This is a genomic window from Marinitoga sp. 1154 (assembly GCF_013363285.1).
Classification (GTDB): domain Bacteria; phylum Thermotogota; class Thermotogae; order Petrotogales; family Petrotogaceae; genus Marinitoga.
Window position 1 is genome coordinate 36,713 of sequence record NZ_LBFB01000017.1, and the last position, 14,540, is coordinate 51,252.

A 14,540-nucleotide genomic window follows, 5' to 3' on the forward strand; every position below is an offset into this window, starting at 1 on the left:
CTTAAATAAATCAGATTATATGTGAATAATATAGAAAATTTTAATATTAGTATAAAAATAACCCGACATAATGTCGGGTTATAAAGTTATTTAATCTCTATCTCCAACGATACCTGCTAACATAAGCATTCTTAGTAATTGTAAAATAGCCATGGCAGCAGAAGCAACATATGTCATAGCAGCAGCACCCAATACTTTTTTCACATGTGATACTTCTGATATTGGCATACCCATTGAAGGGAGGATTTTTATAGCTCTCGCGCTGGCATTAAATTCAACTGGTAATGTTATTATAGTAAATAATACTGCAAAAGAAAATAATATAATACCAAGTTGGATTAATGTCTGACTATAAAAAAGAAATCCTATTATAAAAATAATCCATGATAAATTTGATCCAATAGAAGCAAATGGAACGGAAAAGTTTCTTAAAACTAATGGTAAATAATTTTCCTGATGTTGCATAGCATGTCCTACTTCATGGGCGACTACGCCTAAAGCAGCAACTGACCTGCTTGAATAAGTGGCAGAAGATAGTCTCAAAACTTTATTTCTCGGATCATAATGATCTGTTAAAAAACCAGAAACAGCTTCAACTCTTACATTATATAGTCCAAGATTATCAAGCATTCTTCTTGCAAAATCTGCACCGGTTTCACCTGTTGAAGAAATAACTTTAGAATATTTTGAAAAAGTTGATTGTACAGATGCCTGAGCTATTAAAGACAATATTAAACCCGGTAATAAAATAATAAATGTAGGATCAAACCAGAATGGATAAAAAAACACACGACCACCTCCAATTACAAATCTTTTTTAGTTCTTTCTAATTTTAGAAATATAAAATATCCTATCCATTAGACTATAAATATTTCAAAATGTTCAAGAGTATTATAGCATAAATATCTTAAAAAAGACTTAAATTATGTTATAATATTAAAAAAGCAAAAAGGAGTGGAATTATGAAACTTAAATAAATATATTTAGAAAATACATTTTAATATTTAGTAAAAAATTCATGTAATAAAAATTATATAATAATAAATTGAAAAAGAAATTTTATAAGTTAAAATTTCTTTTTTTTTTAGTCGATATATAAATATAAAGAAGGATTTTTAGGAGGGGCTATATGAAAAGAAAATATTATGCAATATTGTTTATAATTATATTTATATTATCATCCTGTTCTTTTAACGATTCAATTTCCCTTGATTTAAACGTTTCGTTTGAAAGTGATTATGTTTTGATAAAATGGAAAAGTTCGTCTTTTATAAAAAATTATGAAATATACAGAAAAGAAAAAGGAGAACAGAATTATACTCTTATAAAATCAGTTAATAATATTTCAGAATATAAAGATTATGAGTTTTCCCCGCATAAATCTTATGCTTATCAACTTGTTGCGTATTCTAATCAGAATAAAATAATAAAAGAAGAGAAATATATCAGTATTCCCAATAGATTACCCGATAAGGTAAATATAATATCTCCGGAATCTGGAGATATTGTAAATCCTGATATGAAAATTATATGGACAAAATCTAATGACCCAGATGGAGATGGATTAGAATATATAATTAAAATAAAAAATAACGATAATTTGATAGATTCTGCTAAAGTGTTTACCACTGAGTATAAGGTGAATTTAAAATATAATTTGGAATATTCTTTAACAGTTGATGTATCTGATGGATATGGTATTGTTAAAGGAGAGGAAATAAAATTTTATACAAAGTCACCACCGGAAAATCTGGATAAACCAGTAATAGAAATTACAAATGTGTCAACAGATACAATAACATTGAAGTGGAATAAAATTGACAAAGCTTCATATTATGAGATATATAGGAAGGATGATAAAACAGAATATAAATTATTAAAAAAAATAGAAGAAACACAATATGTAGATAAATACCTGGAAAGAAAGATGAAATATACTTATAAAATAATAGCCTGGGAAAAAGATGAGAATGACAATATAATAGCCAGATCGCCAGAATCAGATGAAGTATCAGAAACAACAATAAATAATCCTCCAGAGAAACCGGAATTAATAAGTCCGGAGGATTATTCTGAAAATATAGATTTAAAACAAAAATTAATGTGGGATTCATATGACATAGATGGCGATAAAGTTTTATATGATGTATATTTAAGTGAAAACAGAACAGAGGTTAAAGAAGAAAAATTAAATGCAAAGGTTGCATCTGATTTAGAAAATGAAGAATATAGTCCAAATTTGTATATAAAAAAGACATATTATTGGAAAGTTGTGGCAAAAGATGAATATGGGGATATAAATAAAAGTGATGTATGGAAGTTTAAAACGAAAGAAATAGAAAATAATAAACCCATTATAAATATGCCTGATCAGGAAATAACGGAAGATAGCACAATAATTCTGAATTTATCCGATTATGTGTCTGATGCTGATAATGAGGAGCTATCTTTTGTGTTAATATCTGGTGTTGGAACAATAATAACAACTAAAGAGGCTACGCAATATATCTATTATGCTGATTATGATTCTGCAGGTGAATATGAGGTAAAAATAGGTGTTACAGATGGATTAGAATTGGCTGAAGATACTTTTAAAATAACGGTTAAAAATAAAAATAGAGCTCCAGACACACCTGTTTTTGAATATCCAACAAATGGGTTGGAAGATGTTACAACAAAAAACTTAAAATTACGCTGGGAATGTTCAGATCCAGATGGTGATGTTCTTCAATTTGCTATATATATGTCGGAAAATAAAGATGACATTGAAAATAATAAAATTTCAGAAGGATTGAACATTTCAGAATATATATTAAGTAAGGAACTGAAATATAAAACAACGTATTATTTAATGATTGAAGCGAGCGATGGAGAATTAAGCTCGAAAAGTCAGGTGATCCAATTTAGAACTGAGGAAGAACCAGCAATTATAGAAATAAGTGATATGAATATTAATTTAGACGAAACAGGTTATGCAACAATATCAACGAGTAAATTATATTCTGTTAATGGTTTAAAAAATATAGAAATAGTTTTTGATTCGAATTTTCTGGAAGTTGATGAAACAAAAGAAGCCTCGGGAATAGAATTTTTAAGAGAAGATATAAATATATTTTTTCAGGATATTAAAATAAGCGATTCCAGTATAAAAATAAATATAGCTTTTGAGAAAAACTCTAATGTAACAAAATTAGAAGGAGATATTATAAAAATATATTTTAAAGGGAAATCAACAGGTGAAACAAAATTAAGTTTTAAAAATGCGGAAGGGGTGAGGTATATTGGGGATGATGAAACAAAGATTATAAAATTTGATTATTCGGATATCGGTAATGTAACTATAAACTAAGAGGAGGTGGGTTATGAATTTCAAAAAAAAGCATATATTATTAAGTATTATTCTTTTAACCATTCTTTTAATCTTAAACGGTTGTTTAACAAAACAGGAAAAAACTGAAAAAATTTCGGATGTATCCATTAACGTTTATAAAGATTTTATAAAAGTAGAATCAAATAATAATGAAATACGATTTGAAGTGGCTAAAGATTTAAATGGAGTAGAATTTGAGTTTGGTTCTATTCTTTCAAAAAAAGAAAAGGGGAATTTTGAATTTTCAAAAAACACATTACATCTTTTTTATGAGAAAAATGGTAAAACAAGATTAATGGTGGCAAAAAAGGGAAAAATAGGATTTAAGAAAGGCGAGTTTTTGTATAAATTTAAGAATATTAAAACAACGTATAGAATTTCAGATGTGGATATCAATAAAGGAAATATAATTAAAGTTTCATCTGAGAATATTGAATCAGGAATTTCAATTATAGATAGTCTCATGAATAAAGATGGATACGAGGAAATAATTGTACACGCTAAAAATATAAATAATGTAAAAATATTAGAATTTGAAATAGATTTTGATCCTGATATAATTTCAATTGATGAAAGCAGAGGAAACGACGGTATTGAATTTTTAAATAGTTTAAAAAATTCTCAGATTATAAGTATAAGTTCAGATAATGAAACTGGAAAGATTATTATCAGTGTCACCTTAACACAGGAAGTTAATTTTAATGATGAAGATATCATGAAAATTTATGTTTTAGGTAAAGGAAAAATAGGAATATCAAAATTTGAATTTGTTAATGATAATGCAACTGGAGAAGAAAAGAGTAGCGTTATAAACGAGGCGGGAGAAAAAATTAATGTTAATTTTTATGATGGTGAAATAAAATTAAAATCACCTGTATTACTCGGTGATTTTAACAGTGATGGGATAGTTGATTTAAATGATATAGTTTTATTTGCACAATATAATGGACTCGAAGAAGGAGATAAAGATTATAAAGAAATATATGATATATCTCCAGCATATAATCTATTTAATAAAGATGGATGGGAACCCATAATAGATACTGGTTATAGTGATGGCTTTATTAATTTAAAGGATTTCACAACATTGTCCTCTAATTTTGATAAATCTGTTCCGAATAATGCGCCATTATCTCCTGTATCTTTGAATCCAAAAGATGGAGAGGTAAGTGCCTCTATACAGCCAACATTGCAATGGTATTCTAATGATAAAGATGGAGATAAGTTATCTTATAGTTTATATTTTGGAGAATCATCTTCTCCAACATTAATTGCGACTATAGATTTTGCGGGAGATAAACAAACTAATTATTCATATGATTTAAGTCAAAAATATGAGAAATTAGATAATAATAAAACATATTATTGGCAGGTTTTAGCAACGGATAGCAGAGGTGCAACAACATTAAGTGATTTATTTTCCTTCACCACAGAAGGCATTTCAAATTTAAAACCAGTAGCTTCTGATATTTCCAGTCAGGAGATTTCTGAGGGGGCAACATTTACATTATACTTACCAGATTATTTCACAGACCCAGAAGGAGATACATTGACTTTTGGCGTTGGAGAAAATAGCGAAGTTGGAGAAATAACCGATGGAGCAACATTTATTTATGCACCAAATTTTGACGTAGTTACAACATCAGAAGCTTCAAAAACATTTAATGTTGTAATTGAAGCTTGGGATTCAGAACATATTAATAATCCAACGCAATTAATCTTTTCCATTAATGTTATAAACAAAAATAGAAAACCAGAAGTACAAATAGTCTCCCCATCTAATGGTCAAAAGTCTATAGATACGACAAAAATAGAATTTAAATGGGATGCAAATGATGCTGATAATGATAATTTATCCTATGTATTTTATCTTGGGGAAAATAAAAATAATTTTAATATAATAAATGAAACTAATAATAGCGGTAATTCAGATTTTAGTATAGATTCTAACATAGCAACCTATACAGGAACTTTAGCTCAGGGAACGACGTATTACTGGAAAGTTGTTGTTAATGATGGAATAGATGAGGTATCATCAGATATATATTCATTTACAACAAAAGGTTTTAGAGATGGTGGTCAGAAAGATAAAATCGATGTAAATAACCCAATTAGAAATGGATTAGCTATTTCATCCGATGGGTATTTATATTTCACATCGGATTATGAAGAAGACAAAGGAAAAATATACGTCTATAATGCTGTTGATACAACAAATAAAATTGATGAAAAAATTATAGATTCACCGATTACTACAATTCCCACACTTGATAATGATGGAACGGTATATTTTGCAACGCTTGAAGGGAAGGTTTATGCATATACGTTTAACGGAGATGTTTTAACAGAAAAGTGGCAATCTATTATTGGAGTTCCGGTTTATACTTCCCCAGCAATTGATGCTGAAGGAAGATTATATATTGGAGATAGCGACGGAATATTACATGTTTTAGATATAACAGACGGTGAAGAAATAGAAACATACGTCACTGGAAATAAAATAAAATCAAGTATATCAATAGATAATGATGGAAATATATATTTTGGTTCATATGATGGAAATTTATATAGTTTGAAGTGGAATAATAATACATTAAAACTGAGATTTTCTGTTGAATTAAATTCTCCAATTGTAGTTAGCCCAGCAATTGATAATGATAATAATAAATTATATATTGCAACATTAGAAGGTAAGATTTATTCTATAAATCTTGACGATGGAACAGAAAATGAGATAACTGATACAGGAGATTATATAAAAATATCGCCAGTTATAGGAGATAATGTATATTTTGTAACAACATCTGGAAAAATATATAAAGGATCTAATAAAATAAGGGATTTTGGAGAAGAGATTACAGGGATCCCAGCCATAGGACATGATGGATCAAATAATGAATTATTATATATACCTGTTGGTGGAAAAATATATGCTTTGGATGCTTCGGGCAATGAAAGATGGACGTTCAGCACCTCATCAGATAATGCAATAAGAGGAAATATAGGAATTTCAAAAGATGGTTCTATATATGCAGGTTCCACAAATGGAAGCTTATATGTAGTTTATGATTCTGAAAATTTAGGTATATATGCAGGTAAATGGCCGGTATTTCAAAAAAATAGTTTTCATACAGGAGGTAATAGGCCACCGATAAGACCATATGGATTATCGCCAGAAAATAATAAAAATAGTATAGATCCAGAAACAGAATTGGATCTTCAATGGAATTCAAAAGATTATGATGGAGATAATATCACTTATTATATTTACAAAGGGGAATCTGAAAACAACCTTACGTTGTTAGGATCTACTACTGCATATTCAACGACATTAAACAGCGATAAATTAAAATATACACACACGTATTATTGGAAAGTTGAAGCGGTTGATTCTAATAATGCAACAACTTCCAGTGATATACTGAAATTTAATACAAAGATGCCAATTATTGCAGGAAGCAGTTCTGATATATATAGTATAGACGTTAGTGATAAAGAAAATCCAGATAAAATTAAAAATGCGACTCTATCTTCAACAATAATAAATGCTATGACATTTGATGGAACATATGTATATCTTGCAACGAATGATGGTTTGTATACATATGACGCTTCTCCAAATAATATAAATTCAAAGTCAAGCGATACAAAATCCGCAAAAAATTTAATAGACTTAGTTAAAGAAGGAAATTATATTTATGCATTAAGTGAAGATGCCAGTAAGTTAATTGTTTATGATGTATCAGATATTAATAATATAACTGCTCAAAGTACAGCATCAACTGACTTAACTGGCGCCAAAGCAATAGATGTTGAAGGTAATTATGCTTATATTGTAGTTGATTCTACCACAGATAGTTTTGTTATTTATGATATATCGGATCCAACAAATCCTACTGTGAAATCGTCCATGACAACTAATATTTCAACTCCAACAGATATTGTAATCAATAACGATTATGCATATATTTCATGCGACAATGATGGAATTGTTGTTATAGATATATCGAATCCAGGTAATCCAATTTATATAGACACGTTCAAGTATGAAGATGAAAATACAAAAGCCGGGAAACTATATATTTCAGGAAATAGACTATATGTAATAAATAATGATGGGCAAAAGGGCATAGCGGTAATAAATTCAACATATCCAGATAATATGACAATGGAAAGATTTATAGAAGTTTCGAGTACAGGAGATTTAATAGATCTTTATGTAAATAATAATTACATTTATGTAGCTGCTGAAACTGATGGATTGAAAATAGTGGATGAGGCTGGTGAAGCAGTAAAAGGTGAATATACAGGTAATTCAATAACAGTAGTTGCCGGTATATGCGTAGAAGAATAATAACAAAAACAACTCCGGGTGTTTGCCCGGAGTTGTTTTTTATAGACAAATGGAGTTATAATTTGATATAATAATTATATAAAATAATGAATGGAGTGATACTATGAGACTTAGAATTGGAATTGCGCAATTAAATTCGCATGTTGGAAATCTGAATGAAAACTTAAATAAAGCAAAAAAAGCCTTTAAATTCGCGGAGGAAAATGAAGCTGATTTGTTGATTTTTCCTGAATTATTCTTGACCGGATATCCGCCAGAAGATCTGGTATTGAAAACAGGATTTTTAAATGATTCAAGAAATTTTTTGAAACAATATATTGATTATACATATGGTAGTGATGTAATATCAATAATTGGAAATCTTGATTTTGAGGTTGATGCATATAATACAGCATATGTAATATACAATGGAAAAGAAGAAGCAAAATACCATAAAATATATCTTCCGAATTATTCAGTGTTTGATGAAAAAAGATATTTTTCTCCTGGGAAACAACCTCTGATGATTGAGCTGAAAAATGGTTTAAAGATAGGAGTTACAATTTGTGAAGATATATGGGTTCCAAATGGACCGGCTGTTGAATTGGCTGAAATGGGTGCTCACGTAATTGTTAATTTGTCGGCATCACCATATACAAAAGAAAAGCCAAAAAGCAGGCTGGAAATGTTAAAAACAAGAGCAGCAGAACTTTCAACATGGCTGGTATATACAAATTTAATAGGAGGACAGGATGAAATTGTCTTTGATGGTGGAAGTGTTGTTATAAATCCATTTGGTGAAATTGAACATTCATTACCTCTTTTTGATGAAAAAGTTGATTTTATAGATATAGATCCCATATCATCTACAAGGGCAAATTTAAGAGAAGGAAAAAGAAGACATCTATTATATGATAATCATAATGTTGAGATTAAAATAATTGAAAAAGAACCGAATAAAAAGAGAAAAATATTAAAAGGCAATAAAAGGGTTAACTTAATGGAAAAATATGAAGAAATATATAAAGCTTTAAAATTAGGACTTGAAGATTATATTCATAAAAACGGTTTTTCAAATGTTGTTTTGGGATTAAGCGGTGGTATGGATTCCGCATTCGTTGCGGCTTTAGCAGCGGATGCTTTTGGAAGTGACAATGTTTTAGGTGTATTAATGCCGTCACAATATTCATCGAGAGGTAGTATAGAAGACTCAATATTATTAGCGAAAAATCTTGAAATGAAAACTCATACAATACCGATAAGAAGAACATTTGAAAGTTTATTAAAAGAATTAAAGGTTGCATTTGAAGATTTACCCATGAATGTAGCCGAAGAAAATATTCAGGCTAGAATTAGAGGGACAATAGTAATGGCGTTTTCAAATAAATTTGGGTATATAGCGCTTGCTACTGGTAATAAAAGTGAGGTTGCAACAGGTTATGCTACATTATATGGTGATATGGCAGGTGGGTTTTCTCCAATTAAAGATGTTTATAAAACAGAAATATATAAACTTGCGGAATATTTTAATAAAATTAAAGGCAAATGGATTATACCGGAAAATATATTTATTAAAGCACCATCTGCAGAATTGAAGCCTGATCAAACAGATCAGGATAAATTACCGCCATATGAAATACTCGATGCAATTTTAGAAAGATATATAGAGTATGAAATGAGTATAGATGAAATAGTTGAAGATGGATATGATATTGAAACAGTAAAATATGTAATAAAACTTGTCGATTTAAATGAGTATAAAAGGCGTCAGGGAGCGCCAGGAATAAAAATAACTCAAAGGGCATTTGGAAAAGACAGAAGAATGCCAATAACCAATGGATATAAAATCTGGAGGTAAGAATATGAATAATTTACTTAATAAAGAAGAGAGAAAAAAAGGTGCCAAATCATTACTAATTATTTTTGCAATTATGTTTGGTATTTATATTATTATATGGTTTATATGGTCTCAATATGAAAAGGTTTTAAATGAATTTAAAATATTACCGTCATTACAGATTGAAAAAGCAAATTGGTATAACATATATTCCAATAAAAAAATAATTGAAACAAAATATGGCGAAGTAAAAATAGAAAAAATAGATGAAACAAATTTTATTGTTAAATATAAAGATAAAGAATTCCATGAAAAGGCATTTAGATATTTTAATGTGAGGGAATTAGATGATGCATTGTTAATCTCTTTTCCATCATTTTATATAAGAGGAATAAAAAATATTTTAATAAGAAAAAATGGGGAAATATATACTTTTTATAAAGTTCCAACTGATTTGCAGGATGAATATGATGTATATTTCTCAAAATTTCTTATGGGAAATTTTGAGAAAATAAATTTTTCAGATTTACCTGAAAGATTAAAAACAGGGGATGTTGAGAAAACGATAAATATTAAAGCAAAATATACAAATTTTATATTACGTGATATGGATAAAGTATATAAATTATCAAAAAATATGTATCTATTTATGAATGAAGATTTTTCCGCTAATTATATAGAATATTATCTGGTAAATGCGGAAGAAGAGAATATAGAAGAGAAAAATTACATATTAAGAATATTTTTGGTTGAAAAACAATTAAGATAAAAATAGTCAAGATAAAATGGTTAAATAAAAAATAATTAAGAAAAACAATTAATTGGAGATAGCCTGGGGGATTTATATGTACGAAAATTTAAAAATTACAATAAAAAAAATAAAAATGCTTATAAAAAAATCTATTGATTTAAAATTGAATCAAATGGGTTTTTATGAAACAAAATATAAACCTTTTTTTAATAAGAAAGTTGTAAACAAAAATACATTTGATATGTTAAAAGAGATGTTTTTCGATGAGTATGTTGAAAAACGGAAAAAATATATTGAAAACTATACATTTAATTATTTAAATAAAATAATATCCCTAAAAATGTTGAAAGAAAAAGAAATATTAAAAGAAAAACTCAATTTTAATGAATTAAAAAAATATATACCAGAACTTTTTGATGAAATCTATGAAATTGAAATGGAAGAAAATATATTACAAAAAATATTCGAAGAGATCAATAATGTAAAGGATTGGCATAAGGAGGATATTCTTGGTTGGGCATATCAATATTATAATTTAGATGAAGAAAGATCCAGATTATTTAAACAATCACAATTTTACACACCAGAATGGGTAGTGGAATATATTGTTGATAATACTCTAACTAAATATTATTGTGAAATATATGATGATCAGGAAATAGCAGAAAAATATAAAATAAAGTATAAGAAAAGAAACAATATAAAGAAATTAGAAGAAATAAAAATTTTAGATCCAGCATGTGGAAGTGGTCATTTTTTAATAAAAGTATATGATAGACTTAAAGAATTTTATGAAAGAAAAGGGTATAGTAGATATGTATATATAAAAAATATTATAGAAAAAAACATATATGGAATAGATATAGATGAACGCTCAATAGAAATTGCCAAACTGGTATTAAAAATTAAGGCGTTGAGCGATGGTTATAAATGGGATTTAGATTTTAATCTTATTTCAACAGATTTTGAAATGATAAATTCAAATGATATTGAGGATAATATATTAAGAGATGTATATGAAAGTGTAAAAGATGAAATTGAAGGATATAAAGAATTAGGCAGTTTAATAATCTTAAGTAATAAATCTAAAGAAAAAAAAAAAAATTTACAAAAGAGAAAGATAATACCTTTATTTGAAGAAAAAACACATCTTGAAAAGTATTATGTAGATAAATTGAAGAAATTCTTCGGTATTCTTATAAAAAATTTCGACATAGTGATTTCAAACCCGCCATATACAGATTCGCATGATTATACACCTTCTTTAAGAAAATTAATTAGAGAAAAATATTTTGATTTTAGGAAAAATTTATACGCAGCTTTTATAAAAAGAAATTATGAATTTTTACTTGAGAATGGTTTAATGGGAATGATAACTCCACAAACATTTATGTTTATAAGTAGTTATGAAAAATTAAGAAAGTTTATAATAAAAAATATGCATATAGAAAGTTTGGTACATTTTGGATTAGGTGGGGTATTTGAGGATGCGCTCGTTGATACCGCTATGTTTATTTTTAGAAAGAATAATGCAAATGAAGAGAAAGGTATATATATAAATCTCAATGATGCACCATATGAGAAAAAAAAGAATGAATTAAATAAAATAACTGAAAAAATATATAAAAATGAAAAAATAAAAAGAGTTTTCAAAGAAAATCAGAAAGAATTTAAAAAAATCCCACGAATACCTTTTGTATACTGGATAAACGATGAAATAAAAAAAATATTTGAATATGATAAATTAATAAAATTTGCAGACGTAAGGCAGGGTATTGCAACAGGTGATAATAAAAGATTTTTAAGATATCATTGGCAGGTACCAAAAAATGAGATAAGCTTTAATCATAAAATTGATGGGAAAAAATGGGTACCTTATGTTAAAGGAGGCCCGTATAATAAATGGTTTGGTAATTTATGGTGGGTAATAGCTTTTGATGAGGAAAATTATAATATATTAAAGAAAATGGGAAATCACTTGCCAAATAAACAGTATTATTTTAAACCTGGAATTACATATTCTATGACAACGTCAAAAGGCCCGACATTTAGATTGCTGCCCGAAAATTTTCTTTTTGATTGTAAAGGAAGCAGTATATTTATTAAAAATGACGATTTAAAATATGCTTTATTGGGGTTTCTTAATAGCAAACTTGCTTTTTATTTATATAAATTTATTGCAGGAAGTGTAGATCTTGAAGTGGGAGATTTAAAACAAATTCCAATAGCAACAAGATTGGTAAATAAAAACAAAAAAAGAGATTTATTAATAGATATAGTTAAAATGATAATTATAATAAAAAAACAAAATACAGATTTTTCACCTTTAGAATTTCATTATAAAGGGTCGCCTTTACATCAAAACTCAAAAGGAAGTTTTGAAGAAAAAACATTAAAAAAAATATATGAAAAAGATTTACTTGATACATATATATTATTGCTTGAAGCGCTTGTAGAAAAAATAATCTTTCAAATGTATGGATTAAAGAAAAGTACAATAAGAGAGATTTTTCATAAAGAAGGATATCCAGCAGGCTGGTTAAAAAACGGAGAAATTGAGAAAATCCCTTCTATAATAAATTATTTAAAAAAAGAATATGTAGAAGATCTAGAATTACACAATGAAAAAATAAATGATATAGAGAAAGAAATATACCGCTTTTTAAAATATATATTTCCTAAACGGGATTCTATTGAATATGATAAAAATATAATGTTAAAGATATACAATAAAAAAGATAGAAATGAATATGATAATGCGATAGAAAGAATATCATTAAATACTAAGGTAAACCCCATAACGGTTTTTAACACTATAAAAGATAGAATATCTTTAGATAATTATAGAGTAAAATATTTTTTATTTTTAGCGATAAATGAAGAATATATAAAAAATAAAGGGGATATAAAAAAAATAAAAGCAGGACTTGAAAAAATAGGAATAACAGATGAAACAATAAAAAAATATTTAAGAAATAGATTGGAAAACTATATAGAAAATAAATTTTTAAAAGAACAGTTTAATTATTATAAAAAAGCTAGACCGTATATTTAGGGGGAATAATATGGAAGAATATAAAAGAATATTTAAACAAATAACCTTTTCGCTGTTAATAATAGTTATAATATTTTTTATTGGAATTATAGGATTTATGATATTAGAAGGATGGGATTTTTTTCAGTCTTTTTATATTACGGCGATAACTCTTTCAACCGTGGGGTATGGTATGCCAGAAAATATTTCTCGAGCAACCATAATATTCGATGCATTTTTAATTTTTTCCGGTATTTCTGTTGTTTTGTATTTGATTTCTTCACTAACAGCATTGTTTGTGGAAGGGGATTTTAAAAAGATAGGAGGAATATTGAAAATGATGAAACGTATAGAAAATATAACGAATCATTATATTATAGTAGGTGGGGGAAAAACTGGAAAATATATTATTGATGAATTTATAAAAACGAAAACACCTTATATAATTATAGAAAAAAATCAGGATAGAATGGATAAATTAATTGAAAAAGAAGAATATAAAAATATAAATTTTGTAATTGGAGATGCAAAAGATGAGGATGTATTAATAAAAGCAAAGATCTTTGAAGCAAAGGGGTTATTATTAACCTCTCCAAGTGATGTGGATAATCTATATATAGCCCTAACAGCCAAAACATTAAACCCATCATTATATATTGTATCAAATGCCACAAGTTCTGAAGAATTGAGAAAATTGTTATATGCAGGTGTGGATAATGTTATACTTCCGCCGGAAATAACTGGAAAAAGAATGGCGTTAATGGTTTCAAAACCAAATGTATTATCTTTTATTGAAAGTACACAAGTGGATTTTGGAGAAACGTTTGGATTTGCAGAAATAAGAATACCAGAAAATAGCTGGATGGTAGGAAAAGAATTTGGAGAATTAGAAATTTCAAAAACACTTGATATAATTGTAATGGCTATTAGAAGAAATGGAAAGGCAAAATATAATCCGAAATCTAACTTTAAAATAAAACCAAAAGATTCACTTATGGTTATAGGTGATCAAGAGGATATAGAAAAGTTAAGAAGATATGTAATAATGGCAAAAGATTAAAATATTGATTATAAAAGAAAAAGACATCAATTCACTAATGATTAACAAAAATTAACGGTATTGTAAGTTGACAAAAGAGAAGAAAGGTGGTAATATATATACTCGGACGCGGACGAAGAGCCGCGGGAAGGAAAGGAAAGCTCCTTGACAAGTGA

The 14,540-nt window shown here is 27.5% G+C and carries 7 protein-coding genes; 6 read left to right on the forward strand and 1 reads right to left on the reverse strand.

The window, feature by feature from the left end:
* Nucleotides 1–90: 90 nt before the first annotated feature.
* On the reverse strand, nt 91–789 hold the full coding sequence (locus XO12_RS08180) for a zinc metallopeptidase (RefSeq protein WP_047266105.1): 699 nt from the start codon (nt 787–789) through the stop codon (nt 91–93).
* 340 nt (nt 790–1,129) lie between these two features.
* On the opposite strand from XO12_RS08180, the gene XO12_RS08185 reads away from it, so the two are divergent.
* From XO12_RS08185 to XO12_RS08210, 6 genes are all read left to right on the forward strand, one after another.
* Entirely contained in the window at nt 1,130–3,349 is a 2,220-nt protein-coding gene (locus XO12_RS08185; RefSeq protein WP_175420093.1) for a hypothetical protein, read from the forward strand.
* Between the two features lie 13 nt (nt 3,350–3,362).
* On the forward strand, nt 3,363–7,724 hold the full coding sequence (locus XO12_RS08190) for a PQQ-binding-like beta-propeller repeat protein (protein ID WP_175420094.1): 4,362 nt from the start codon (nt 3,363–3,365) through the stop codon (nt 7,722–7,724).
* 103 nt (nt 7,725–7,827) lie between these two features.
* Nucleotides 7,828–9,561, forward strand: coding sequence for an NAD+ synthase (locus XO12_RS08195; protein WP_047266107.1), 1,734 nt, complete (start codon nt 7,828–7,830; stop codon nt 9,559–9,561).
* 4 nt (nt 9,562–9,565) lie between these two features.
* Complete coding sequence (locus XO12_RS08200) at nt 9,566–10,309, forward strand: hypothetical protein (RefSeq protein ID WP_047266108.1); 744 nt, start codon at nt 9,566–9,568, stop codon at nt 10,307–10,309.
* A 76-nt stretch (nt 10,310–10,385) separates the two neighbouring features.
* Entirely contained in the window at nt 10,386–13,346 is a 2,961-nt protein-coding gene (locus tag XO12_RS08205; protein ID WP_175420095.1) for an N-6 DNA methylase, read from the forward strand.
* A gap of 10 nt (nt 13,347–13,356) precedes the next feature.
* Nucleotides 13,357–14,385 carry a TrkA family potassium uptake protein gene (locus XO12_RS08210; protein ID WP_047266110.1) on the forward strand — a complete coding sequence of 343 codons (1,029 nt, stop codon included), beginning with the start codon at nt 13,357–13,359 and terminating at the stop codon, nt 14,383–14,385.
* Nucleotides 14,386–14,540: the final 155 nt, after the last annotated feature.